Raw genomic sequence first — 25,928 nt, forward strand, 5'->3', positions numbered from 1 at the left:
TGCCGAAGATGACCGCGACCACGGCGGACCGGGACGTCGCCGCACGCCCCGACCGCAGCCGACTGATCCTGGGCGTCATCGCGTCCGCCCAGCTCATGACCGCCCTCGACGCGACGATCGTGAACATCGCGCTGCCCTCGGCCCAGCACGCGCTGGGCTTCGGCGACGCCCAGCGCCAGTGGGTGGTCACCGCCTACACCGTGTGCTTCGCCGGCCTGCTGCTGTTCGGCGGCCGGGCCGCGGACCTGTTCGGGCGGCGTCGCACCTTCCAACTCGGGCTGGCCGGGTTCGGACTGTCCTCGCTGCTGGCCGGCCTGGCCCCCTCGCTGCCGGTGCTCGCCGCCGGCCGCGCGCTGCAAGGCGCATTCGCCGCGCTGATCACGCCGAGCGTGCTGTCATTGCTGGCGGTCACGTTTACCGAGACCCGGCAGCGGGCCCGAGCGTTCGCCGTCTACGGCGCTGTGGCCAGCAGCGGCGCAGCGCTGGGTCTGCTGCTCGGCGGAATCCTCACCGAGTACCTGGGATGGCGTTGGTGCTTGTTCGTCAACGTGGTCCTCGCCGTCGTTGTACTAGCGGTGGGACGTGCCGTGCTGCCCGACCAGCCGGGGTCGGCAACCGGCGGGCTTGACGCCGTCTCGGCCGTCCTGGCCACCGGGGGACTGGCCGCCGTGGTGCTGGGATGCGGTCAGGCAGCCCGGGACGGCTGGTCCTCGCCGATCGTGATCAGTGCCCTGATCGGCGGCGTGGCTTTGCTCGGGGCGTTCGCCGCACGGCAGAGGCGGGTGCCGGATCCCATGCTGCCGCTGCGGATTCTCGCCGACCGCGACCGGGTCGCCGCCTGTGTGGCGGTCGGTACTGGGGTCGTCGGGGCCTTCGGGATGTTCCTGATGCTGACGTACTACCTCCAGGAGGTGCTGCACTATTCGCCGGCGCGCGCCGGGGCCGCGGTGTTGCCGCTGGCGCTGGCCAACGCGGTCAGCGGCTACCAGTTGGGGAACCGGCTGATGCTGCGCGTCGCGCCGCGCTTTCTGATCGCCGGCGGGCTGCTCGTCGCCGCCACGGGGCTGTTCCTGATGACCCGCCTGACCTCCGGCAGCGGCTACCTGCTGCCGATCCTGCCGGCCGAGATCCTGGTCGGGACCGGCATGGGGATGCTGTTCCCGCCCTCCTTCCAACTCGCCATCCGCGGGGTGACCCATCACGACGCGGGTATAACCTCCGCTGTCGTCAACACCGCGACCCAGGTCGGCAGTTCGGTCGGCACCGCGGTCCTGAACTCGCTGGCGGTCGGCGCGACCGCCGCGTACCTCCTCTCCCATCCGCCCACCGCACCGGGCCGTCAGGCCGCGCTCGTCCACGGCTACGCCACGGCGATCGCGTGGGCCGCCGGGCTGCTCGCCGCCATGGCCGCGGCGATGCTGGTAATGATCCGTTCGACCCAGGAGAAGAAATGAGTATCCAGCTGAACCACACGATCGTCCGGGCCCGCGACAAGCGCGCCTCGGCCGCGTTCCTGGCGTCCATCCTCGGGCTGGAGGTCAGCCCCGACTTCGGCCGGTTCACGCCGGTCGCCGTCGCCAACGGCGTGACGCTGGACTACATGACCGCCGCCGATCCGCAACCGCAGCACTACGCCTTCCTGGTCGACGACGCGGAGTTCGACGCCGCCTTCGCCCGCATCAAGGAGCGGGGGCTGGACTACTACGCCGAGCCCGGCGGCGACGGACACGGGGAGATCAACACGCGCTGGGGCGGTCGCGGGGTGTACTTCGACGACCCGGACGGGCATGCTATGGAAATCCTCACGCGGGCGCCGTGATCGATCCTGTGCTTCATGGGGCGATCTGCGGCTCGGGCACATCGGTGATGAACATGTGCCCCGGCGCGTGGGTGATGGCGAACGGGATGCGCGAGGCGACCACGGCCGCCTGCAACGTCACCCCGCAGGCCCAGAAAATGGGGACGTCCCCGGTTAGCATCTGCGGCGGATCACCGAAGTCGGGCCGCTCCAGATCCCTGATGCCGAGCTTGCCCGGGTCCCCGATCTGCACCGGGGCCCCGTGGGAGGCAGGTATCAGGGCCGTGATCCGCGAGGCGGTCTCGACCAGGGCCGCCGGCACCGGACGCATCGAGACCACCAGGCGGCTGTGCACGCGGCTAGCCGCCCGGCACTCGCGGTTGGTGCGGTACATCGCGACGTTCCGGCCCGGGTAGCGCCACGGCAGCCCGGCCCTGGTCAGGGCACTGTCGAAGGTGAAGCTGCACCCGGTGAGGAACGCCACCGAGTCCTCACGCCACACGTGCGTCACATCAGTGGGCTCCTCGACCAGCAAACCGTCGCGCCACACGCGGTAGAGCGGCAGGTCGGTACGCAGGTCCGAACCGACCCCCAACGGCGTGCGGCGCGACCCGGTGTCCGTGACATCGAGCACCGGACACGGATCGGGGTTGCGGTGCACGAACAACAGCACGTCGTAGGCCCAGTCGGCGGGCACGATCAGCAGGTTCGCCTGCCGGAAGCCGGGGGCCAGCCCGGACGTCGGCCCGCCGGCCCCCGCGCGGAATCCAGCGCGCAGCTCGGCCGGTGTTTCGGGCATAACGGCACGCTAAGCCGATCCGGGGCGGTCGACAACAGGGCGCTTGATGTGGTCGACGGCTTGGTACTACCTCCGGTCACCGCCACGGCACCAGGACCGGTGGCACGGTGTCAGCTCCGGTGGCAGTAGCGGTGCTCAACTTGGTTGGCGACACGGTGCCCACCTCATTTCGCGACCTGGCGCTCGCTCCGATCTTGCCCACCGTGTTAACTCCGGTCGTGGCCACGGTTCTCACTCCGGTTCGCGCCTCGCTGCGCGCCTCGATCTACGACCCGGTGCCGACTCCGGCCGCCGCCACCGTGCTCACTCCGGATACCCCAGCTGCACGTCGTGCCGACTGTCGATCCGTCCGTCCACCCGCACCGCGCTGGCCACCGGCGGATAGCCGCTGGCGATGAGCGTGTACTCGCCGGCGTCGAGGTCGGCGAAGGCGTACGAGCCCTCCGGGTCGCTGTCGGCGGTGGCTACGACGTTGCCCGCGCCGTCCATCAGCATCACGCGGGCGTCGGCCAGCGGGGAGTCGGTCGACCAGGCGCGGACTGTGCCGACCAGGCGTACCGCCGGGTGCAGTTCGATCTCGGCGCGGGTGGTGCCGTGACCGTCGATGGTGATCGACTGCGCGCCGGGCCGGTGGCCGAGCGCGTTCACCGCCAGGGTGATGGTGCCGACCGGGAGGTCGCGGAAGGTGTGGGTGCCGTCCTCGCCGGTGCGGCGGCTGGTGAGCAGGTCGCCGGTGGTGTCGGTGAGCATCAGGGTGGCGCCGCCGATGCGGGAGCCGTCGGTGGCGCGGACCGTGACCGCCAGGCGGCCGCGCTCGGCCAGCGCGATGTCGTGCCGGACGCTGCGTTCGCGGGCGGTGATGGTCGAGGCCTCCGGTTCGCGGCCGTCGGCGGCGACGATCAGCACGTAGGCGCCGACCCGAGGCACGCCGAGCTGGTACCCGCCGTCGGCGCCGCTGCGGGCCCGGCCCACCTGCCGACCCTGGGGCGACACCGCGGTGATCACGGCCATCGGCATCGGGGCGCCGTCGCGGTCCCGGACCCGGCCGTGGATGAGCACGCCGTCGCCGTTGTACGTACCAGGCATGGGGCCCTGGCCCTGGTGGCCGATGGTGGAGTGGCCGTAGGCGATGCCTGACATCTGCGGTTGGGGGCTCATGTCTGGGACGGCGTCGTGCATGGGGAGCTGGAACTCCGCGGGTTCGGTGGTGATGGCGTCGGGGGAGAGCGGCGCGGTGGAGAGGGCCGCGGCGGAGGCGGCGATGGCGTCGTGGACAGCCGTGATCGGCTCGGCATTTGAGGCCTGGCCTACGGATTCGGCCCCGTATGTAGCAACTACCGGAACGCCGACATGGAAGCTGATCAAGACGAATGACACCACCGCCGAGGCGAACATCAGAGCGGCGGCCCACCAGAACGCCGTGATGTACCCGTGCACCTGGGCCTGCGTGTGCAGTAGAGCGGCCTGGTGCGACGTCTGGTCGGCGACGGTGTGCGCCTCGGTGTAGGTACGGGTGGCGCTCAGGGCCAGGGTGCTCAGCAAAGCGGTGCCGATCGCGCCGCCGACCTGCTGGGAGGTGTTGACCATGGCCGAGGCGACGCCGGCGTCGCGCGGGTGCACGCCGCCGGTGGCGACGTTCATCGCGGGCATGAACGCGCAGCCCATGCCCAGGCCCAGTGCGATGATCCCGGGCAGGATCCAGGTGTGGTACGAGCCGCCGACCGTGATCCGGGTCAGCGCGAGCATGCCGGCCGAGCCGAGCAGGAAGCCCGGCGGCATCAGATAGCGCGGCCGTACCCGGGTCATCAGGCGCGCGCTGATCTGCGTCGCGCCGATCAGCATGCCGCCGACCATCGGCAGGAATGCCGCGCCGCTGCGGATCGGCGACATCCCCTGCACCGCCTGCAGGTAGTACGTCAGGAACAGGAACGCCCCGAACATGCCGACGATCGCCAGCCCGAGTGAGAGGTACGCACCGCCCCGGTCGCGGTTCCATACCACGCGCAATGGCAGCAGCGGAGCCTTGGACACCGCCTCGACGACGACGAACAGCACGAGCGCGACCCCGGCAGCGATCAGCAGGCTGACGGTGATGCGCGCGCTCCATCCGTCGGACTCGGCGCGGGAGAGCCCGTAGACCAGGCAGCCGAGCCCGCCGGTCACCAGGAAGATGCCCAGAAAGTCCAACCGTCCGTGGTCGCGGTGGCGCGTCGGCTCGCGCACCGTGATCGCCGCCCCGGAGAACGCGATGACGGCGAACACGACGTTCACGAACATCGTCCAACGCCAACTCAGGTACTGCGTCAGCAGCCCGCCGAGCATCAGACCGACCGCGGCCCCGCCGCCCGCAATCGACCCCCAGATGCCGAACGCCTTGGCCCGCTCGGCCGGAGCCGTGAACATTACCGTCACCAGCGACAGCGCGGACGGCGCGAGCATCGCCCCGAAGCACCCCTGCAACGCCCGCGCACCGAGCAGCATCCCGGTGTCGGCGGCGGCCCCGCCGAGCGCCGAGGCCAGCGCGAACCCGATCACGCCGACCTGGAACGTCCGCTTGCGCCCGAGCCGGTCGGCCAGCCGCCCGCCGAACAACAACAGGGCGCCGAACGGCAGCGCGTAGGCGGTGACCACCCACTGCCGGTCGGCGTCGGTGAAGCCCAGATCGCGCTGCGCCGAAGGCAGCGCGATGTTCACCACGGTGCCGTCGAGCACCACCATGAGCTGCGCCAGGCCGACGAAGGCCAGCGCCTTCCAGCGGCGGGGGTCCGCGAGCGACGCGGCGGCGGGGTTGGTTGAGGACATGGGGAGTTACACCTAACGGAACAACTGCTGGGAAATGTCGAGGATGCGTGCACGAGGGGGCGCCACATGGAAATTCGCAATGGCAATGCGAGGAGGAGGAGGCGGCCGCGTTTCAGCGGCTTATTCGCGCATTGTCGTGCCGCTGACGTGTGGCGCGGGACTTGATGACGTACATCCGCACCACCTTCTCCAATACGAAACGGCTCCGTACCACAATAGTGGATAGGGGGTCTATTGACGAACTCTGAGATAGTGGCGCGCAGCGGGCCCGTAGGACATGTGTTCGTTGGACTCACTGAATTAGAACCGTGACTTCTGGCGCGACTAGTCCGCCGGCGCCCTCGGAACTCGGCACGGCGCTGTCCCTGATCGCGTTCCCGCATCTGGTACTGGCGCTCGGTGGCGACCCGGACTCAGGCCGGCGCGGTGGACACGTGTGGACACGTGCTCGCTCGTCACCCGCTTGGAAGAAGCATCTGGCCTGGGCGATGAGCCGGACCCAGGCCACGGAGGGCGTCATAGCCATGGCTGGCCGGGCCCTTGGCGGTGCGCTCTATACCGTCGACAGGATTCTCCCCTTCACGCTCCCCGCTGTCGCGGCTCACCGAGTTGGTCGCCGCGCCCGCTGGATGAGGGGCTTGATCGCTCTGCGTCGACCCCTGCTGTACCGATCCGGCACGTGACTCGCCGGTAGCCCCGGCTCGCCTCCCGCCCGTTACCGAAGCGTTGGATTCTCGTGGATTAAACGCCTTGAATCCTGCCTACGGTCGCGTAGAATCCACAAAATACCAAGCGGTGCCTCGCGTGCCGGCCAGGGAGGGCATGGTGTCGACCCCAGTAGGTTTCCGGAGACGCGGGCGCGGGCGGGTGGTCGTCGCGCTCGTCGTCGCCGTGGCGGGGTGTGCGGCGGTCGCGGCGCCCGCGCATTCGGCGCCGGCGCCGATCAAGGCTGCGAGCAGCGACGTTCGGGCCACGTCGTGGCTGCCCACGACGCCGGACCAGTGGCCGCTGGTCGTGGACGAGGCGGTCTCGCCCAGCGTCACCCTCGCCCACGGCGTGCAGCAGCACTCCGATCTGCTCAAGACCGTCGGCGGAGCGCAGCGTGCGCAGGTGATGGACGTCGACCTCGCCGACCCCAATGTGCGGTTGGGTGTTGTGGAGTCCCACGACCACCTCACCGACACCGCAGACGAGGTCCCGTCGTCCATGGCGCACCGCACCGGGGCGGTCGCCGGGGTCAACGGCGACTTCTTCGAGATCTACGGCAGCGGCCGGCCGCTGGGCATGGTCGTCATCGACGGCCGCCTGGTCAAGAGTCCGGATCCGAGCTGGAACGCAGATCTGTGGGTGCGCCACGACGGCAGCATCGGCATCGGTACCGAGACCTACACCGGCACGCTGACTGACACGGCCAACGCGGCCAACGCGGCGATCACCTCGGTCAACGCCGTGAACAGCCTGTCCGGCGACGCCATCGTGCGCGTCACCCCCGACCTGGGCACCCCGTCGCCGATCCCGGCCTCGACCGTCGTCGCCGGCCACCTGGACGCAGACGGCACCACGCTGATCGTGGACAGTGTTACCTCCGGTGTCACCTCCCTGCCGCAACTCGCCAAGGGCACCGAGGATCTCGTCGGCTCCGGCAGCCGCGCGCCGTGGCTGTCGCAGAACCTGCACGCCGGCGACCGGGTCGCGGTCAGCGAGAAGATCGGCCCCGACGCCGACGTCGAGCAGGGCCTGTCCGGCGGCGCCATCCTGGTCCAGAACGGCCGGCGCGCCGTGCCGCTCCAGGGCCCCGGCGAGAACAACGTCGACAACCCGGTCACCGCGGTCGGCGTCACCAGCGACGGCAAGCACGCGGTCTTCGCCGCCTTCGACGGCCACCAGAGCGAGGACGTCGCCCAGGGCCTGACCCGCCCGCAGATCGCAGGCTGGATGATGCAGCACGGCGCCTACAACGCGATCCTGTTCGACAGCGGCGGCTCCACCCAGATGGTCGGCCGCCTGCCCGGTCAGACTCAGGCCTCTGTCCTGAACGTCCCCTCCGACGGCCACGAGCGCCCGGTCGCCAACGGCCTGTTCATCTACAGCACCGAGAAGGCGCCCGGCGCCGCGGTGAAGGCGGTCGTCAACGACGGCAAGCCGCTGACCGCGCTGGCCGGCACGACCGTCCCGGTCTCCGCCTACGCCCTGGACGCCGCCGACAACCCGGCGCGCGACGCCGCCTCGCTCAAGGTCTCACCCGGCAAGGCCGCCACCGTCGATGGCAATACCCTGACGTTCCCCAGCACCGGTCACGGCGTCCTGCACATCAGTGCTGGTCACGCGCACTCCGACGTCCCGCTCAACGTCGTGGACCGCCTCGGCTCCCTGAGTGTCACCCCTGGCCAGGTCGATCTGGACAGCGGCGGGACCCAGCTGATCACGGCCTCGGCCACCGCACCGGACGGCAGTCAGGTCGATCTGCCCGCCTCGGCGGTGAAGTGGAGCGTCGACCAGCCCGCCCTCGGCTCCATCACCGCCGACGGCACCTTCACCGCCGGGGCCTCCGGCTCCGGCATGGTCACCGTCACCGCCGGTGCCGGCCGCCGCACTGCCACGGTCAGCATCGCCGTCGGTCGTTCGACCACGAACGTCGACCCGCTCACCGACACCTCGAAGTGGTCGATCACCGACGCGTACATGAACGTCTACCCGCGCAAGGTGCCCAGCCCAGGCTCGAGCAGCACCTCCGACGGCTCGATGGCCTTCGACGCGGCCACCAAGGCCCAGCCCGGTGACGCAGGGTCCTTCGACATCCACTACAACTATCCGAATGTCAGCAAGACCTTCGACCTGAGCGTCTACCTCAACAACCCCGACAGCGAGCAGATCCCGCTGCTGAACGGGACCCAAGCCCCGATCGGGATCGGCGTGTGGGTCAAGGGCAACTCCGACCTGGCCTCGCGCCCCGGAGCCGGGCTCGCGCCGGGTATCGTCACGCTGAACGTCGGCATCTGGCAGTCCACGAACCAGCCGACCAGCTTCTATCCGACCGGTATCACCTTCGACGGCTGGCAGTACGTCGTGGCGCAGCTGCCGCCGGGCTTGCAGTACCCGCTGCGGATCAACTATCTGGGCCTGGTCGTCATCAAGCCCGGCCCGAACCTCAGCGGCGACGTGCACCTGGCCGACCTGCAGGCCGTCTACTCCCCGCGCCCGCCGGTCCCGCCGACGTACACGGCGATCCCGAAGAACCCGTCGTGGCTGAAGTTCGCCGACGTCGGCTCCTTCAAGGCCGGCGGCTCGACCATCGCAGCCTTCGACGACGCCCACACCACGGCCGCCGGAACGACGGCCACCGGCACCGTGGCGATGCAGGCGATGCCGGGCTTGCTGGCGAATCTGCCGACGGCCGCGAAGCCTTCGATCGTGCAGGCGCTCGGCGACATGTCCGACGACGGCCAGCTGCCGGACCTGACCAATCTCAAGACCCTGCTCGACGGCCTCGGGGTGCCCTACCACGACGCGGTCGGCAACCACGAGATCACCCAGGGCGCGACCCCGGAGAACGGCAACTTCGCCAGCGTGTTCGGGGCCACGCACTACGCCTACGACCAGGGCGCGGCGCGGGTCATCGTCACCGACAGCGGCCACATCGGCATCAGCGCCTCGGACCCGTATCAGAACGTGGACACCGGCGAGTCGCAGTATCTGTGGCTGGCGCAGCAGCTGACGCAGAACACGCAGAAGGTCGCGATCGTCACCACTCACGTCCCGGCCTACGACCCGCATCCGCGCGACGACAGCCAGTTCTCCGACCGCTTCGAGGCCGAGATGTACGAGCGGCTCGTGCAGCGGTATCAGCAGACGCATCCGGGCGTCCACGTGATGATGCTGTTCGGCCACGCCCGCGGCTGGGCCGAGGACGTGCGGCTGCCGGACGGCACCGAGTCGCCGGACGGGATCCCGAACTTCGTCGTCGCCGACCTCGGCGCCCCGCCGTACGCACCGCAGGACCAGGGCGGGTTCTACAACTACGGGCTGTTCAACGTCCTGCCCGACGGCACCGTGCAGTTCGCGGTGCAGCCGCTGCTGGCCTCGGTCGCGGTCACGGCGCCCTCGGCGCAGCTGCCGCGCGGCGCGAAGGAGCAGCTCAGCGCGGTGGGGACGTCGCTGACCGGCACGGACGCGCCGGCGTTGCAGGTGCCGATCGCCGACCCGGTGTCGAGGCACTGGACGTCCTCGGATCCGCGCGTGGCCTCCGTCGACCCCGCCAGCGGCGTGGTGACGGCGCACTGCGCGGGGACCGTCACGGTCGCCGTGACCGCCGGCGGTATTTCAGGCACCGCTTCCATCACTGTGAAGTAAGTGAAGTAAGTGAAGTAAGCGAAGTAAGCGAAGTAGCAGACGAATAGGCGAGGTAGCGATGACGAGGGTTCCCAGCCGCAGGGGTTTCCTGGCGACGTCCGCGGGGCTCACGGCCGCGTTGGCCGGCGGCGGAGTGCTGATCGGCAGTTCGCCGGCAGCGGCCGCCGCGCCTGCTGGGAACCCGTCGCCGCCGTCGTGCGCCGGCGATCCCGCACACCCCAAGAGGCAGCTGCGGGGTGTGTGGATCGCCAGCGTGTCGAACATCAACTGGCCCTCGGCCCCGGGGCTGAGCGTCGAGCAGCAGCAGGCTGAGTTGACCGGTCTGCTGGACGCGGCCGTTCGGATGCGGATGAACGCTGTGTACTTGCAGATCCGGCCGGCTGCCGACGCGCTGTACGCCTCGTCCTACGAGCCCTGGTCGCAATACCTGACCGGCACGCAGGGCCAGGACCCGGGGTACGACCCGCTGGCGTTCGCCGTCGCCGAGGCGCACAAGCGGAACCTGGAACTGCACGCCTGGATGAACCCCTACCGAGTGTCCACACAACCGGATCCGAGCCAGTTGGTACCTACACACCCGGCGCGGGTGCATCCGGACTGGTGTGTGGAGTACGGCGGGCAGTTGTACTACAACCCGGGCGTCCCGGCGGTCCTGGACTTCGACGTCCAGGTGATCACCGATGTCGCGACCCGCTACGACATCGACGGCATCCACTTCGACGACTACTTCTACCCCTACCCGGTGGGCACGGCCGACTTCCCCGACGACGCCACCTTCGCCGCCTACGGCGCGGGGTTCCCCGACAAGGCGACGTGGCGCCGGGCCAACGTCGACAAGCTCGTCAGCACCCTGCAACGCGAGCTGCGTGCGGCCAAGCCCTGGGTGAAGTGGGGGATCAGCCCCTTCGGCATCTGGCGCAACGCGGCCACCGACCCCTCGGGTTCGGCGACGAACGGGCTCCAGTCCTACGACGCGCTGTCCTCGGATACCCGCGGCTGGGTCCAGAAGGGCTGGCTGGACTACATCGCGCCGCAGCTGTACTGGAACATCGGCTTCCCGCCGGCCGCCTACGACGTCCTGGTCGACTGGTGGTCCAAGGTCGTGGACGGCACCGGTACGCAGCTGCTGATCGGGCAGACCGTCTCCAAGATCGGCACCTCCAGCCCGCCGGCCTGGCTGAATCCGGACGAGATGCCGAACCACCTGATTCTCAACCGGCAGTACCCGCAGGTCGCCGGGGACATCTTCTTCAACGTCACCAAGCTGCTCACCGACCCGCTCGGGTTCCAGACGCGGCTGATCGATGACTTGTACGAGTACCCGGCCCTGGTCCCGGAGATGGCACGGCACTCCGGCCCGGCACCCGACCGCACGGCACTGACCGAGGCGAAGCCGACCAGCGCCGGCACGCAGCTCCAGTGGCTGCACCTCGACCGCCCGCACGGCGTCGAGGCCGCGTACTACGCCGTGTACCGCTTCGACGGCCACCCGCCGCAGAGCACCTGCGACTTCGCCGACGCCAAGAACCTGCTCGGCACGGTGCGCGCGGTCCCACAGCTGTTCAACGGCTGGACGGACACCGGCGCGGTGGCCGGGAAGCAGTACTCGTACTACGTCACGGCGGTGGACCGGCTGCACCACGAGAGTGAGCCGAGCAATCCTCAGGTGGTGGGCTGGTAGTGCCCGGCGCCTGGGAGTAGCCAGGGGAACAGGGCGGGAGTCGCAGGCGGTCAGTCGTCGTCGAAGTCGCCGTAGTCGCCGAGCACCGCGGCCAGGTGCCTGCTCTGCTCCTCGCTCGGCTCACCGGCGATGACGACGTCGAAGTCCATGCCCTGGCGCACCGTGATCCTGGCCTTCGGATGCCGGACAGCGACCGCGATGACCGCCGCCGCGATCGGCTTGGTCGGGGTGTGGAGGACGAAGTGCACCAACAGGCTCGAGTCCTTCGCATCGTAGGCGGGCTCGACAGAGGCTTTCGTGTCCCGGGTCAGTGCGCCGCCCAGTTCCTGCGCCACCGCCTTGGCCCGCCCCGGCCACCAGCTCGACACGTCGATGCGGACCGTCACCACCTGGGCAACCATGACACACCCTCCCCGAGTCAGTTCTCTGTTCCGCCTGTCGCGAGACTAGCGTGCGACTTCGACGGCCACCCGCCGCAGAGCATCTGCGACTTCGCCGACGCGAAGTCACTCGTCGTAGAGCCGCCATGCCGGGATTCGCTGCGCGTGGCGGCTTTTCTCCTCTGATGCCAGCAGGTCGGTCCGCTTGAGCTGGAGAAGCAGGTGCCGGGCGGGGTCGGCGCCGTGGGCGGTTCCGGTGTCCAGGATGATCGCCGTCTCCGATCCGTCCCTGGCCGTCACCACGGCGTCGGCCACGTACCCGTCCCGCACCTCGGACAGGCCCACCTTCCCCTCGGAGCCGGCCAGCCGGTCTGCCAGCAGGTTCATGTACTCACCGCTATGCGGCCACGGGGGGCTCTGCTGACCGGCTTCGATCTGCTGCAACAGCCTCAGACCCAATCCGCCACGGCGGATCCAGAAATCTCGGTCGCTGATAACGAACAGATGCGCCCGGGCCCGGGTGATCGCCACATTCCATAGATTCGCCTGCTCGTCCAGGAACCTCAGTGCGCCGGCGCTGATGCCGTCGGCGGCGACCAGGCTGTAGATGATGACGTCGCACTCGCCGCCCTGGAAGGAATGGGCGGTGCCGACCCGCACCCGATCCTGGTCGGCCCACCGGGCCCGGATGGCCGAGGCCTGGGCCCGGAACGGGGTGACCACGCCGATGGTGGCCTGCGGCGGCAGCTTGGCCAGGAAGTAGTCGATGCCGCGACCGACCCGGTTGATCTCGCTCTCGTTGATCCAGGACCCGCGGTGGTGCCGTATCGCTTCGCCCTGCTGGTTGATCCAGTTCACATTCGGTTGGCCGTCGATGCCGCGAAGGTTGCGCGTCGGGGTCAGGATCGTCAGGGGCTTGCCCCGGGGCGCGTAGAACAGGCTGTCGGACAGGCGTGCGATGTCCGGGTGGCAGCGGTAGTGCTCGTTGAGCGTGAGGCTGCCGCCGGCGGCGTGTTCCAGGCCGTGGAACGCAGAGTCCTGTCGATAGGCCAGATGCGCCTCCAGGAGCTGCTGCGGGCCGAAGCCGTGCTTCTCCCGGATGGTCGCCTCCTCGGGCGCCTTCAACGTGGCGACGTGTGGGAGCTGGAGCGGGTCGCCGATGACGACAGCCCGCTTGGCCCGGAACAGGACCGGCAGTACCGCCGGGATGGAACACTGGCTGGCCTCGTCGATGATGACCAGATCGAAGAGTGCTGGATTCGGTGGGAAACGGCGTGCCGACAGACAGGTGACGGCCCAGGCCGGAGCTGCGGGCAACGCCGTGCGCAGCTTGCCCCAGTCCGAACCGCTCGAAGCGTTGTGGTCGGCCAGGGTTTGCAACGCGGTGCGGCCGCTGATCCGAAGATGGTGGGCCACCGACGCCGCGAGGTCCAGAGCCCGCGACTGGCGCTTTGCATCGGCGGCGGACAGGGCAGCCGTGAGTCCCTCGTCCTCGGAGTGGATCCGCGTGCGCAGCCCGCGCCACGCAATTTCGGCGTCGGCGTACGCGCCGACCGCCAGGCACAGCGTGGCAGCGCTCTGCGACGTCGAGCCGATGCCGAGGCGGCCCAGGAATCTCATGTGGCGTCGGGCGGCGAACCAGCGGGCGCGATGGAGCTTGTCGGCGCGGGCACGCAGGCGAGCGAGCTCCTGGTCGGAGGCTTCGGACAGCCGCCCGGCGATCCGGCCGTCGGCGTCCGGGCCGTCGTCGTCCGCCCGGATCGCCTCCAGCGCCTGCGCGCGTTGCTGACCGGCGGCCAGCAGCGCTGCTTCGGTCGCGGCCTTATCGGCGGCGGCCTGTCGGTGCAGGTCATATTCGCGAGTGGCGCTGGAGTAGGCGGCTTGTGCGGTCGGCAGGGTTCGATCCGGGGCGGTGGACGCCGAGGCCAGAGCTCTGCGAAGGGTGTCGCGTTCGGCGTCCTGGTAATTGGTGGACTCACCGTTGCCCCGGCTGCCGGTGCGGACGATCAGCCCTTCGACCAGACGTTCGCAGCGGTTCCAGACTTCGTCGACGGCCGTGTTGTTGGTCGAGGCGACCAGCACGCTTTGCCCGGCCGCGACCGCGGTGGCGACCAGGTTGACGATCAAGGCGCTCTTGCCGGTTCCGGGCGGTCCGGTCGCCACGGTCAGCCTCCGGGTCAAGGCAGCGTCCAGGACGTCGCTCTGCGCGTCGTTGAGGGAGCCCAGGACCACGTGGTCGACGCGGTTGGCCGTCGAGGTGTTCGCGCGGCCGTCCAGCAAGGCACCCAGTGCGGTCCTGGCGATGTCCGACTCGTGCTCTGCGACCTCCTTCAGATCCTTCAGCAGCTTCCGGACCGTCGCGCCGGAGTCCAGGGCGACGAGGACCGCGGTGTTCCGTGCGCCGCTTTGGGGGACGTTGGCCTCCAGGCCGCCGGCCATGCGAGCTGGGCGGATCTCGTCGATCCATGCGAGTTCGAACTCGTCGCGCAGAAGATGGTTGATTTCGCGCGCCAGGCCCACATGGTCGCCGGCCCCCCAGGTGGGACTGTAGTTGCGCAGCAGGTTCTCGGCTCCGTCCTCGCCGAGCCAGTACTTGCTCAGAACGGGGTTCGGTTCGGGCTCTCCGTAGGGATGGAGCAAGACCGATCCGTCGTCGCCCTGGACGATCTCCAGGCGGCGGATGAGCAGGGGAGCGCACTGCGGGACTCTGAGGTTCGTGCCTTGGGTATCTTGCAGGAGCACCACGACGGGATAGCCGTAGAGGAGATCAGAACCCTTCTTCTGCGCCTCGTCGATGTGGTCGGCGAACTCCGAGGGGACGGGGAACGTACCGGCGGGGTCTGCCCCGGCGCCGCTGAGCAGCTGTTCTGATCCGCCGACGTAGACGACGCCGGGCTCGTTCGGAGTGAACTTCAAGAGCTTGTCTTCGGCGTTCTCGGCGCGGATGCAGTGGGAGTAGTACTCCAGCAGCGGCTGCCAGCCGATAGAGCCGCCTGCCTGCTGGGCTCCCTTCTCACTGAGTTCCGAGCGCCCCGCCTTGGCTTTGCCGCCGCGCGGATCGGTCCGCCGCACCGGAGCCTTCGCCAGGTAGATGCCGCCGCCGCTCACTCCGATCGACGAGGATACCGGGGTCTGGCGCGTCTCTTTGGGACGGGCTTTGAGGACGGCACTGACGTGCTCGTACAGCTCGGCTACACCTACCCGGCCGTCCCGGTCCCGGTCGCCGGCGCCGCTGCGCAGCGCCTCCACGATCGTGTCAGTGAACAGCGATGGGGAGTCGTCGTCCCCGCCGACCCAAGATGCTTCGCGTGCTTGGGAGGAGGAGAGAATGTAGACACCCTTGGTCTGAATCGGCGCCCCGGCGGGCTCGGAGCTCTTTGGCGTGCGGATCGTGGTGAATCCGGCGGTGAATCCGCCGCTTTCGCAGCAGTCGAGGATGAGTACCTTCTGCCGCGCCAGGCAGTTCTCCAAGTGCTCGTTGAGATACCCGGCCGGGATAGCGGTCTGGGGCAGGTCGCTGTGGTCGGTGTCTCGGGCCACGACGTGGAACTCGCCGGTGGCTGCGCTGCGCAGGCCATGGCCGCTGATGTAGACGACCGCCAGTTCGTCGCTCTCGCTGCGTTCCAGGAAATCGGCGACACGCTGGCGCAGGGTCGCCGCGTCCGGATCGGGAACCCGCTCGATGACGTCGAAACCGCCGACGGCCGAGTCGCCCAGCACCTCGGCCATGACCGCGAGGTCGACCGCGACGCTGGGCAGGCCCGGAAAGTTCTGATAATCGGTGACGCCGACCAGCAGGGCGCGCCGCCGTGTCGGAGCCGTCACCGCTGCAGCTCGCCGAGCACTTCCGAGAGCAGTTTGGCCTGCTCTTCGCTGGGGTCTCCGGAGATCTCGACGTAGTTCGGGCCGATGCTCACGCGCACCCGCTCACGCTTGTGGCGCGAGCACAGCTTTTTCACGGCCTCGGCGACCAGCGGCGCGGCGGCGGGCCAGGCGTAGTCGACGACGGCGTGCAGAACCTCCGCGCCGGGGCCCTTGGCCCCCGCCCGCGGAGTGCCGCCGGCGTATTCGAGACGGACGGTGACGTCCTGGACGGCGGCCAGGTCGGCGCTGAGCGCGCGTGTCGCGTCCTCGCTGCGTAGCGCGTCGTCGCCGGAGACCTCGATCACGGCCGTGGCCGTCCTGGAGCCCATCGGTGCATCCCCCGATCGTTGTCAGACATCTGATTTGTGAAGCGATTGAGCATGTTAGCGGACGGGTAGCGACGGCGGCACGTTGCGTAGCGTGGCGCGTGCGACAATGAAACGGTGATCACCGTCGCGCCCGAGCAGTTCGAGGAGCTGGTCGGCGAAGCGCTGGACTCCATCCCGGAGGAGCTGGGGCGGCACATCCGCAACGTCGCGGTCGTCGTCGAGCCGCAGGCGCCGTACCCGGGCCTGTTGGGCCTGTACGAAGGCGTGCCGCTGACCGGGCGCGGGGAGTGGTACTCCGGGGTGCTGCCGGACCGGATCAGTATCTACCGGGACGAGATCCTGAAGATCTGCGACAGCTACGAGGACGTCGTGCGGGAGGTACGGACGACGGTGATTCACGAGGTGGGGCACCATTTCGGCATCGACGACGAGCGGTTGCACGAGCTCGGCTGGTGAGGCTTGAGCCCTACCGGCGCGCCGCGTACGTCCAGAAGGCGCGTTGCAGCGGGACCGGCGTCGGGCCCGTCATGGCCACCTGGGTCATGAGGATCGCGACGGTGCCGGTGGCCGGGATGACGTGGGCCGTCGTGCCGGTGCCGCCGGTCCAGCCGTAGCGGCCGACGACGTTCCACGGCTCGAGCGGCGCGATGTCCACCGCACCGCCCGAACCCCAGCCCTGGCCCTCCAGGAACAGGCGCGAGGCCGCGCGCTGCTCCGCGGTGAGGTGGTCCGTGGTCATCTCCCGGACCGACCGCTCGGACAGCAGTCCGCCCGCGCCGGGCAGCAGCGTGCGGGCGAACGCGTGGTAGTCGTCGACCGTCGACACCAGGCCGCCGGCACCCGAGGGGAACGCAGACAAGCTGCTCCATTGCCCGTCCCGGGGGTCGACCAGCGTCAGGCCGTCTTCGTCGGGGCTGTAAGCGGATGTGAACCGGTCGAGGCGGTCGGCGGGGACCGCGAAACCGGTGTCCGTCATGCCCAGCGGCTCGAAGACGTGCTCGGCCATCAGCTGCGGCAGGGGCGTGTCGGTGGCGCGCGCCAGGAGGGTGCCGAGGATGTCGCTGCACGTGTTGTACAGCCAGCGCTCGCCCGGTTGGAACACCAGCGGGACTTCGGCGAGGTTCTTCAGCCACTCGCCCGGTGCCGGGACCAGCTGTGGGTCGCGGCCGTGGCGCTGGGAGCCCTGCGCGAACAGGGCGCCGATGGCTGGCCAGGAGAAGTCGTCGGGGAAGCCCCAGCCGGCGCGCGATGTCAGCAGGTCCGCCACCGTGATCGCGCGAGACGCCGGGACCACGTCGTCGAGCGGGGCGTCGGGGGTGCGCATCACCTTCGGGTGCGCCAACTCCGGCAGCCAGGTGGCGATGGGGTCGTCGTGGCCGATGCGTCCCTGCTCGATCAGCAGCAGGGCCAGGGCCGAGGTGACCGGTTTGGTGAGGGAGGCGATGCGGAAGATCGAGTCGCGGGCCATCGGGGTCCGGCCGCCGAGTTCGGCGGTGCCGGCGGTCGCGACCTCCACGGCGTCGCCCCGTGCGACGAGGGCGACGGCGCCGGGGGCCGAGCCGTCCTCGACCGCGGACTGGAGGAGGTCTCGCAGGTCGCTCGCCATGCCGGCCACGGTAGCCGCCGCGTCCGACAGACGCTCGCCGAAGAAATCAAGCGTGCATGATTGATTTTTTCTCGCCCGCCTGAAAGGCTCGCCGAGGACGCCCGCAGCGAACGCCCACCGGGAGGCGCGATGACAGTGCTCGACGATCTGCTCGAAGACCTGGCCGCCGAGAGCGGCGCGCTGGACGCCGTACTGGCCCCGCTCGACGCGGCCGGATGGCGGACCCCGACCCCGGCCACCGGCTGGACGGTCGCGCACCAGATCGCCCACCTGGCCTGGACCGACCGCGTCGCGGCGCTGGCCGCCCGCGATCCGGACGGGTTCACCGCGATGCTGACCCGTGCGTTGCAAGAGGACGGGGCCACGTTCGTCGATCGGGAAGCCGAACGCGGCGCACGGTTGGAACCGGCCGAGTTGCTGGCCGCCTGGCGCTCCGACCGGGCCGACCTGGCCGCGGCGCTCAGCGAGGTCCCGGCCGGCGGCAAGCTGCCCTGGTTCGGCCCGCCGATGGGCGCCGCGACCATGGCCACCGCCCGCCTCATGGAGACCTGGGCCCATGGGCAGGACGTCTTCGACGCGCTCGGGGTGAAGCGTGAGCCGACCGCCCGGTTGAAGAACGTCGCGCACCTCGGCGTGCGGACCCGCGACTTCGCGTTCGTCCAACGCGGGCTGCCGGTCCCGGACAGCGAGTTCCGCATCGAGCTCACCGCCCCCGACGGCAGCCTGTGGACCTGGGGTCCGGAGACGGCGGACGAGCGCGTGAGCGGCCCGGCGCTGGACTTCTGCCTGCTGGTCGCGCAGCGCCGGCATCGCGACGACCTCGCCGTGGCGGCCGTCGGCAGCCAGGCGGACCAGTGGCTGGACATCGCGCAGGTGTTCGCCGGGCCGAGCGGGCCCGGCCGGAGCAAAGGACAGTTCGCATGACCGCCGGCAGCGGCACCACCCCCAGCCTGTCGCAGAACCCGGACATCCTCCGGATCGGCAACGCCTCCGGCTTCTACGGCGACCGCTTCAGCGCGGTCCGCGAAATGCTCGAAGGCGGCGAGCTCGACGTCTTGACCGGCGACTACCTCGCCGAGCTGACCATGCTCATCCTGGGCCGCGACCGGATGAAGCACCCTGATCTCGGCTACGCCAAGACCTTCCTGCGCCAGATGGAGGACGCGCTCGGGCTGGCGCTGGAGCGCGGCGTCAAGATCGTCGCGAACGCCGGCGGGCTGAACCCGGCGGGGCTGGCCGCCAAGCTGCGCGAGGTCGCGCAGAAGCTGGGTCTGGACGCCGCGATTGCGCACGTCGAGGGCGACGACCTGCTGCCGCGCGCCTCAGAGCTCGGATTCGCCGGGGCGCTGACGGCCAACGCCTACCTCGGCGGCTTCGGCATCGCCGCGTGTCTGCGCGCCGGGGCCGACGTCGTGGTCACCGGACGCGTCACCGACGCCTCGCTGGTCCTCGGACCGGCCGTGGTGCACTTCGGCTGGCAGCACTCCGACCACGACCGCCTGGCCGGCGCCGTCGCCGCCGGGCACGTCATCGAGTGCGGCGCGCAGGCCACCGGCGGCAACTACGCCTTCTTCACCGAGATCGCCGACCTGCGCCGGCCCGGCTTCCCGATCGCCGAGATCCACGCCGACGGCTCCAGCGTCATCACCAAGCACCCCGGGACCGGCGGCGCGGTCAGCGTCGGGACGGTCACCGCGCAGCTGCTGTACGAGATCACCGGCCACCGGTATGCGAACCCTGACGTCACCACGCGTCTGGACAGCGTGACCCTGGCCCAGGACGGCCCCGACCGGGTCCGCATCAGCGGCGTCGTCGGCGAGGCCCCGCCGCCGCGGTTGAAGGTGGCGCTGAACAAGCTCGGCGGCTTCCGCAACGAGGTCGAGTTCGTCCTGACCGGCCTGTCGATCGAGGCCAAGGCGGACCTGGCCAAGGAACAGCTGCTGGCCGGGCTGACGAGCACGCCGGAGTCGCTGGAGTGGACCCTGGTCCGTTCCGACCAGCCCGACGCCGACACCGAGGAGACGGCCAGCGCCCTGCTGCGCTGCGTCGTCCGGGACCAGAACGCCGACACCATCGGCCGCGCGTTCACCGGCGCCGCCGTGGAGCTGGCGCTGTCCGGGTATCCCGGCTTCCACGTGACGGCCCCGCCCGGCGCGGCCTCGCCGTACGGCGTCTACACCGCCGCCTACGTTGACGCCTCCGAGGTCACTCACGTCGCGGTGCTGCCGGACGGGGAGCGGGTCACCGTTCCTCACCCGGTACTCACACTGGAGCTAGAACCAAGCCCGGATTCCCTTCTCCCAGAACAAATCCCCGCGGAGGAGACCCATCTGGCCCCGCTCGGACTGGTCTTCGGCGCGCGCAGTGGCGACAAGGGGGGCGACGCGAACGTCGGGGTCTGGGCCCGCGGTGACGAGGCCTGGCGCTGGCTCGCGCACAACCTCACGGTCGAGCGTTTCAAGGTCCTGCTGCCCGAGACCGCCGAGCTGGCCGTTACCCGCCACGTCTTCCCGAACCTGCGCGCGGTGAACTTCGTCGTCGAGGGCGTCCTGGGCGCCGGCGTCGCCTCCCAGGCCCGCTTCGACCCGCAGGCCAAGGGCCTGGGCGAGTGGCTGCGGGCCCGCAACGTCGATCTCCCCGCGTCCCTGCTGAAAGGAAGCGAGCAGTGAACCGCCTGTCCGGTCCGGCGTGGTCGACCGAGGAACGCAAAGCCCTGAGGGCCACGGTGCGCAGGTTCACCGAGCAGGAAGTCCTGCCGAACCTGGACGGGTGGGAGCGTGCCGGTGAGCTGCCGCGCGAGCTGTCGAAGAAGGCCGGTGCGCTGGGCCTGCTCGGCGTCGCACATCCGGTCGAGGCCGGTGGCGGAGGCGGCGACCTGATCGACGCCATCACCGTCAACGAGGAGATGCACTACGCCGGCGGATCGGGCGGCTTGTTCGCATCCTTGTTCACCTGCGGCATATCCACGCCGCACCTGGTGGCCGCCAACGACGTGAAGCACATCGAGCGCTGGGTCAAGCCGACCCTGGCCGGGGAGATGATCGGGGCGCTGGCCGTCACCGAACCCGGCGGCGGCAGCGACGTGGCCCGCATCCAGACCACGGCCCGCCGCGACGGCGATCACTTCGTGGTGAACGGGGCCAAGACCTTCATCACCTCCGGCGTGCGGGCCGACTACGTGGTCGCCGCGGTGCGCACCGGCGATCCGGGGGCCGGCGGGATCTCGCTGCTGGTCATCGAGAAGGGCACGCCGGGATTCACCGTCAGCCGCAAGCTGGAGAAGCTGGGATGGCTGTGCTCCGACACCGCCGAACTGGCGTTCCAGGACGCGCGAGTCCCGGTCGAGAACCTGGTCGGCGCCGAGAACAGCGGCTTCTTCCAGCTCGCCGAGCACTTCCTGTCCGAGCGCGTCGCCCTGGCCGCGCAGGCCTACTCCCACGCTCAGCGCTGCCTGGACCTGGCCGTCGACTGGACGCGGAACCGGGAGACGTTCGGCAAGCCGTTGATCGACCGACAGCTCGTCCAGAACACGCTGACCGAGATGGCGCGAAAGATCGACGTGGCGCGCACCTACACCCACGCCCTGATCGATCGGTCCCTTGCCGGAGAAACCAACCTGATCGCAGAAGTCTGCTTTGCCAAGAACACGGCCGTGGAGACCGCCGAGTGGGTGGCGACGCAGGCGCTCCAACTGTTCGGAGGCCTGGGCTACATGCGCGAATCAGAGGTCGAACGCCACTACCGCGACGTCCGCATCCTGGGCATCGGCGGCGGCGCGACCGAGGTGATGAACGGCCTGGCGGCCCGCGTGCTGGGCTTCCGCTCGTGACCGCGCTTCGCACGGCGCTGGACGCCGCCGGCCCGGAGCACCTGGCCAACACCGAGGCGATGCGCGCCAAGCTCGCCGAGATCGAGACCGAGCATGCCAAAGCCCTGATCGGCGGCGGCGAGAAGTACGTCGCGCGCCACCACGACCGCGGCAAGCTGCTCGCCCGCGAGCGTATCGAGCTGCTGCTCGACCCCGACTCCCCGTTCCTGGAGTTGTGCCCGCTGGCCGGCTGGGGCAGCGAGTTCACCGTCGGCGCGGCGCTGGTCACCGGCATCGGCGTGGTGGAAGGCGTGGAGTGCCTGATCGTCGCCAACGACCCGACCGTGCGCGGCGGGGCGACGAACCCCTGGACGCTGCGCAAGTCCTTCCGGGCGCACGAGGTCGCCGAGCAGAACCGGCTGCCGGTGATCGCGCTGGTCGAGTCCGGCGGCGCCGACCTGCCGACCCAGAAAGAGGTCTTCATCCCCGGCGGGCGCACCTTCCGCGACATCACCCGGGCCTCGGCGGCCGGCATCCCGACCATCGCCATCGTGTTCGGCAACTCCACCGCCGGCGGCGCGTACATCCCCGGCATGTCCGACCACGTGGTGATGATCAAGGAGCGGTCCAAGGTCTTCCTCGGCGGTCCGCCGCTGGTGAAGATGGCCACCGGCGAGGAGTCCGACGACGAGTCGCTCGGCGGCGCCGAGATGCACGCCCGCACCTCCGGCCTGGCCGACTACCTCGCCGCCGACGAGCACGACGCGATCCGCATCGGGCGCCGCATCGTCAGCAGGCTGAACTGGCGCAAGCAGGGCCCCGAGCCGCGCGGTGCGGTGCTCCCGCCGCTGTTCGCCGAGGAGGACCTGCTCGGGATCGTGCCGCCGGACCTGAAGACCCCGTTCGACCCGCGCGAGGTCATCGCCCGCGTCGTCGACGGCTCGGACTTCGACGAGTTCAAGCCCCTGTACGGCTCCTCGCTGGCCACCGGCTGGGCCGAGATCCACGGCTACCCGGTCGGCATCCTGGCCAACACGCGCGGCGTGCTGTTCAGCGAGGAGGCCCAGAAGGCCACGCAGTTCATCCAGCTGGCCAACCGCTACGACACCCCGCTGCTGTTCCTGCACAACACGACCGGCTACATGGTCGGCAAGGAGTACGAACAGAAGGGGATCATCAAGCACGGCGCGCAGATGATCAACGCGGTCTCGAACTCCACCGTCCCGCACATCTCGATCCTGATGGGCGCCTCCTACGGCGCCGGGCACTACGGCATGTGCGGCCGGGCCTACGACCCGCGCTTCCTGTTCGCCTGGCCCAGCGCGAAGTCCGCGGTCATGGGGCCGGCGCAGCTGGCCGGCGTGATCTCGCTGGTGATGCGCGGCTCGGCGGCGGCCAAGGGCCAGCCGTTCGACGAGGCCGCGGACGCCCAGATGCGCGAACTCGTCGAGGCGCAGATCGAGGCCGAGTCGCTGCCGCTGTTCCTGTCCGGGCGGGTCTACGACGACGGCGTCATCGACCCGCGTGACACCCGCACCATCGTCGGGTTCTGTCTGTCCGTCATCGCCAACGCCCCGGTGCAAGGCACCGACAAGTTCGGCGTGTTCCGTCTTTAGAAGGGCTGGAAGGACTCTGCTATGGCTGACTTCACGACGGGCCCGCTGAACTCCGTCCTGGTCGCGAACCGCGGCGAGATCGCGCGGCGGGTGTTCGCGACGTGCCGCCGCCTCGGGTACGGCACCGTCGCGGTGTTCTCCGACGCTGATGCCGACGCGCCGCACACGCGCGAGGCCGACGTCGCGGTCCGGCTGCCCGGCGCCACCTCCGCCGAGACGTATCTGCGCTCTGATCTGCTGATCGCCGCGGCGTTGGCGGCCGGGGCCGACGCGGTCCATCCCGGCTACGGATTCCTGTCCGAGAAGGAGGACTTCGCCCAGGCGGTCGTGGACGCCGGACTGCGCTGGCTGGGCCCGCCGCCGTCGGCGATCGCCGCGATGGGCTCGAAGGTCGCGGCCAAGAAGATGATGGCCGCCGCCGGCGTCCCGGTGCTTCGCGAGCTCGGCGCCGAGGAGGCCACCGCGGCGGACCTGCCGGTGCTGATCAAGGCCTCGGCCGGCGGCGGCGGACGCGGGATGCGCGTCGTGCGCACCCTGGCCGAGCTGCCGGGGCAGTGGCAGGCCGCGCAAGCCGAGGCCTCCTCGGCGTTCGGCGACGGGACGGTGTTCTGCGAGCAGTACATCGAGACCGGCCGGCACATCGAGGTGCAGATCCTGGCCGACGCGCACGGCGCGGTGTGGGCGGTGGGGGAGCGGGAGTGCTCGATCCAACGGCGGCACCAGAAGGTGGTGGAGGAGGCGCCCTCGCCGTTCGTACAGGCGCGTCCGGAGCTGCGCGAGAAGCTGTTCGCGGCGGCGCGGGAGGCGGCCGCGGTGATCGGGTACGTCGGCGCCGGGACCGTGGAGTTCCTGGTGGCGCCGGACGGGTCGTTCGCGTTCCTGGAGATGAACACGCGGCTGCAGGTCGAGCACCCCGTCACCGAGCTCACTACAGGGCTGGATCTCGTTGCCTGGCAACTGCGGATCGCCACCGGGGAGGCGCTGCCGGCCTCCGGGGCACCCGGTGAATCCGGCGAGCCCGGCACGCGCGGGTCGGCGATCGAGGTCCGGCTGTACGCCGAGGACCCGGCCAAGGACTGGCAGCCGGCCTCGGGCACGTTGCACGCGTTCGGCGTGCCGGGCGTCGTCTGTGAGTTCGAGGCCCCGACCGGGCGCGATGAGCCGTTCCTGCGGCTGGATTCGGGCGTGGAATCGGGGTCGGTCGTCGGTGTGTACTACGACCCGATGCTGGCCAAGGTGATCGCCTGGGCACCGCGGCGTGACGAGGCGGCGCGGCTGCTGGCCTCGGCGCTCGCGGCGTCCCGGATACACGGGGTCGTGACCAATCGCGACTTGCTGGTCAATGTGCTGCGACACCCCGCATTCCTTGCTGGAGACACCGATACAGCTTTCTTCGCTACCCATGGTCTGGACACACTGGCCGCGCCCCTGGCCTCGCCCGAGACCGAGCGGATTTCGGCGCTCGCCGGGGCGCTGGCGCTGGCCGCGGCCAACCGGGCTGAGGCGACGGTGCTGGGCGGGCTGCCGAGCGGCTGGCGGAACGTGCCGTCGCAGTCGCAGCGGCGGGTGCTCACGGCCGGCTCGTCGGAGTACGAGGTGCGATATCGCTTCGGGCGCGACGGTTTGCATGCCGAGGGGTACGAAGGAGTGGGCCTGGTGCGGGCGACGCTCGGCGAGGTCGTGCTCGATATCAGAGGCCTGCGGCGGGTGTTCCGAGTGGGCCGGCACGCGACTATGGCGGCGCAGACAGTGGTCGTCGACTCGGCGATGGGTTCGGTGACGTTCACGGTCGCCCCGACGTTCACGGACCCCGCCGACGCGGTCGCCGCCGGATCGTTGCTGGCGCCGATGCCGGGATCGGTGGTGCGGCTGGGGCCGGCCGGAGTCGGCGACGTGGTCGAAGCCGGGCAGCCGATCCTGTGGCTGGAGGCGATGAAGATGGAGCATCAGGTGTCGGCGCCGGTCGCCGGGGTGCTGAGCGCGCTGCCGGTGTCGGTCGGCAGCCAGGTCGATGTGGGGACTGTGTTGGCGGTTGTGGAAGAAGGCGGAGCGGCATGAGTGAGACCAGCCAGACCAGCCAGACCCCGGTTCTGGTGCGTTACGAGGCCGCAGGCGGCGTGGCGACGCTGACTCTCGACTCGCCGGCCAACCGCAACGCGCTGTCCTCGACCCTGGTGGCGCAGCTGCACGCCGGTCTGCGCGAGGCGGCGGCTGATCCGGGCGTGCGGGTGGTCGTGCTCGGGCACACCGGCAATACCTTCTGCGCCGGGGCCGACTTGTCGGAGGCGACCTCCGAGCCGGTGGATCCCGAGGGGCCGGTGGCGGGGCGCGCGCGGGCGCTGGCCGGGCTGCTGCGGGCGATCGTGGAGCTGCCGAAGCCGGTGATCGCGGCCGTCGACGGACACGTGCGGGCCGGCGGGATGGGGCTGGTCGCGGCGTGCGATCTGGCCGTGGCCGGGGAGGCGGCGACGTTCGCGCTGACCGAGGCGCGGCTGGGCGTCGCGCCGTCGATCATCTCCCTGACGGTGCTGCCCCGGCTGACATCGCGCGCCGCTTCGCGCTACTTCCTCACCGGCGAGAAGTTCGACGCCGCCCAGGCCGAGGCGCTGGGGCTGGTCACGCTGGCCGCCGCCGACCTGCCGGCGGCGGTCGCCGAGCTGGTCGCAGTGCTGCGGCAGGGCTCCCCGCAGGGGCTGGCCGAGTCGAAGAAGCTGGTCACCGCCCCGGTCCTGGCCGCGTTCGACGCGCAGGCGGACGCCCTGGCCTCAGCCTCGGCGCGGCTGTTCGCCTCGGACGAAGCACGGGAGGGCATGACCGCGTTCTTGCAGCGCCGGCCCCCGACCTGGGCAGAATAAGCGTCCCCACCATCTGCCGACCGAACCATCTGCCGACCGA

17 protein-coding genes and 1 pseudogene are annotated in these 25,928 nt (G+C 70.3%); 11 read left to right on the plus strand and 7 right to left on the minus strand.

Annotated features, from left to right (window positions below):
• Positions 1-8 precede the first annotated feature (8 nt).
• Both ABH926_RS18660 and ABH926_RS18665 read left to right on the plus strand, forming a co-directional pair.
• Entirely contained in the window at positions 9-1,454 is a 1,446-nt protein-coding gene (locus ABH926_RS18660; protein WP_370366926.1) for an MFS transporter, read from the plus strand.
• The gene (locus tag ABH926_RS18665) at positions 1,451-1,819 is read left to right on the plus strand and encodes a VOC family protein (protein ID WP_370366927.1); all 369 of its coding nucleotides are present in this window, start codon (positions 1,451-1,453) and stop codon (positions 1,817-1,819) included. The genes ABH926_RS18660 and ABH926_RS18665 overlap by 4 nt, the downstream gene beginning before the upstream one ends.
• A gap of 13 nt (positions 1,820-1,832) precedes the next feature.
• Here ABH926_RS18665 and ABH926_RS18670 read toward each other — a convergent pair whose 3' ends face one another.
• The 3 genes and pseudogenes from ABH926_RS18670 to ABH926_RS18680 form a co-directional block, all read right to left on the minus strand.
• Complete coding sequence (locus ABH926_RS18670) at positions 1,833-2,597, minus strand: putative hydro-lyase (protein ID WP_370366928.1); 765 nt, start codon at positions 2,595-2,597, stop codon at positions 1,833-1,835.
• Between the two features lie 303 nt (positions 2,598-2,900).
• Positions 2,901-3,776, minus strand: coding sequence for a collagen binding domain-containing protein (locus tag ABH926_RS18675; RefSeq protein WP_370367070.1), 876 nt, complete (start codon positions 3,774-3,776; stop codon positions 2,901-2,903).
• Between the two features lie 108 nt (positions 3,777-3,884).
• Positions 3,885-5,399, minus strand: a pseudogene (locus tag ABH926_RS18680) (MFS transporter); the annotation flags it as partial.
• Between the two features lie 867 nt (positions 5,400-6,266).
• Between ABH926_RS18680 and ABH926_RS18685 the strand changes: the two are divergent.
• Both ABH926_RS18685 and ABH926_RS18690 read left to right on the plus strand, forming a co-directional pair.
• A complete protein-coding gene (locus ABH926_RS18685; protein WP_370366929.1) occupies positions 6,267-9,749 on the plus strand; it encodes a phosphodiester glycosidase family protein in 3,483 nt (1,160 codons plus the stop codon).
• A 58-nt stretch (positions 9,750-9,807) separates the two neighbouring features.
• Entirely contained in the window at positions 9,808-11,430 is a 1,623-nt protein-coding gene (locus ABH926_RS18690) for a glycoside hydrolase family 10 protein (RefSeq protein ID WP_370366930.1), read from the plus strand.
• A 50-nt stretch (positions 11,431-11,480) separates the two neighbouring features.
• Here ABH926_RS18690 and ABH926_RS18695 read toward each other — a convergent pair whose 3' ends face one another.
• From ABH926_RS18695 to ABH926_RS18705, 3 genes are all read right to left on the minus strand, one after another.
• Positions 11,481-11,831, minus strand: coding sequence for a hypothetical protein (locus ABH926_RS18695; protein WP_370366931.1), 351 nt, complete (start codon positions 11,829-11,831; stop codon positions 11,481-11,483).
• 105 nt (positions 11,832-11,936) lie between these two features.
• Positions 11,937-15,635, minus strand: coding sequence for an AAA domain-containing protein (locus ABH926_RS18700; protein WP_370366932.1), 3,699 nt, complete (start codon positions 15,633-15,635; stop codon positions 11,937-11,939).
• Positions 15,632-16,003: a hypothetical protein gene (locus ABH926_RS18705; RefSeq protein WP_370366933.1), complete on the minus strand. Its 372-nt coding sequence runs from the start codon at positions 16,001-16,003 to the stop codon at positions 15,632-15,634. The genes ABH926_RS18700 and ABH926_RS18705 overlap by 4 nt, the downstream gene beginning before the upstream one ends.
• A 114-nt stretch (positions 16,004-16,117) precedes the next feature.
• Here ABH926_RS18705 and ABH926_RS18710 point away from each other — a divergent pair, with 114 nt between their 5' ends.
• Complete coding sequence (locus ABH926_RS18710) at positions 16,118-16,459, plus strand: metallopeptidase family protein (protein ID WP_370366934.1); 342 nt, start codon at positions 16,118-16,120, stop codon at positions 16,457-16,459.
• Positions 16,460-16,469: 10 nt separating this feature from the next.
• Here the strand turns inward: ABH926_RS18710 and ABH926_RS18715 are convergent, their stop codons facing one another.
• Positions 16,470-17,609 (minus strand): serine hydrolase domain-containing protein, encoded by a 1,140-nt coding sequence (locus ABH926_RS18715; protein WP_370366935.1) that lies wholly within the window; start codon positions 17,607-17,609, stop codon positions 16,470-16,472.
• A gap of 129 nt (positions 17,610-17,738) precedes the next feature.
• On the opposite strand from ABH926_RS18715, the gene ABH926_RS18720 reads away from it, so the two are divergent.
• From ABH926_RS18720 to ABH926_RS18745, 6 genes are read left to right on the plus strand one after another with little or no spacing between them, the layout of a single operon-like run.
• Positions 17,739-18,533 (plus strand): TIGR03084 family metal-binding protein, encoded by a 795-nt coding sequence (locus tag ABH926_RS18720; protein WP_370366936.1) that lies wholly within the window; start codon positions 17,739-17,741, stop codon positions 18,531-18,533.
• The gene (locus ABH926_RS18725; RefSeq protein ID WP_370366937.1) at positions 18,530-20,278 is read left to right on the plus strand and encodes an acyclic terpene utilization AtuA family protein; all 1,749 of its coding nucleotides are present in this window, start codon (positions 18,530-18,532) and stop codon (positions 20,276-20,278) included. The genes ABH926_RS18720 and ABH926_RS18725 overlap by 4 nt, the downstream gene beginning before the upstream one ends.
• Complete coding sequence (locus ABH926_RS18730; RefSeq protein WP_370366938.1) at positions 20,275-21,438, plus strand: acyl-CoA dehydrogenase family protein; 1,164 nt, start codon at positions 20,275-20,277, stop codon at positions 21,436-21,438. Before ABH926_RS18725 ends, ABH926_RS18730 begins: the two co-directional genes overlap by 4 nt.
• The gene (locus ABH926_RS18735) at positions 21,435-23,033 is read left to right on the plus strand and encodes an acyl-CoA carboxylase subunit beta (RefSeq protein WP_370366939.1); all 1,599 of its coding nucleotides are present in this window, start codon (positions 21,435-21,437) and stop codon (positions 23,031-23,033) included. The genes ABH926_RS18730 and ABH926_RS18735 overlap by 4 nt, the downstream gene beginning before the upstream one ends.
• A gap of 21 nt (positions 23,034-23,054) precedes the next feature.
• Entirely contained in the window at positions 23,055-25,091 is a 2,037-nt protein-coding gene (locus ABH926_RS18740) for a biotin carboxylase N-terminal domain-containing protein (protein WP_370366940.1), read from the plus strand.
• Positions 25,088-25,888: an enoyl-CoA hydratase family protein gene (locus ABH926_RS18745; protein WP_370366941.1), complete on the plus strand. Its 801-nt coding sequence runs from the start codon at positions 25,088-25,090 to the stop codon at positions 25,886-25,888. Before ABH926_RS18740 ends, ABH926_RS18745 begins: the two co-directional genes overlap by 4 nt.
• Positions 25,889-25,928: the final 40 nt, after the last annotated feature.

The organism is Catenulispora sp. GP43 (genome assembly GCF_041260665.1).
Classification (GTDB): Bacteria; Actinomycetota; Actinomycetes; order Streptomycetales; family Catenulisporaceae; genus Catenulispora.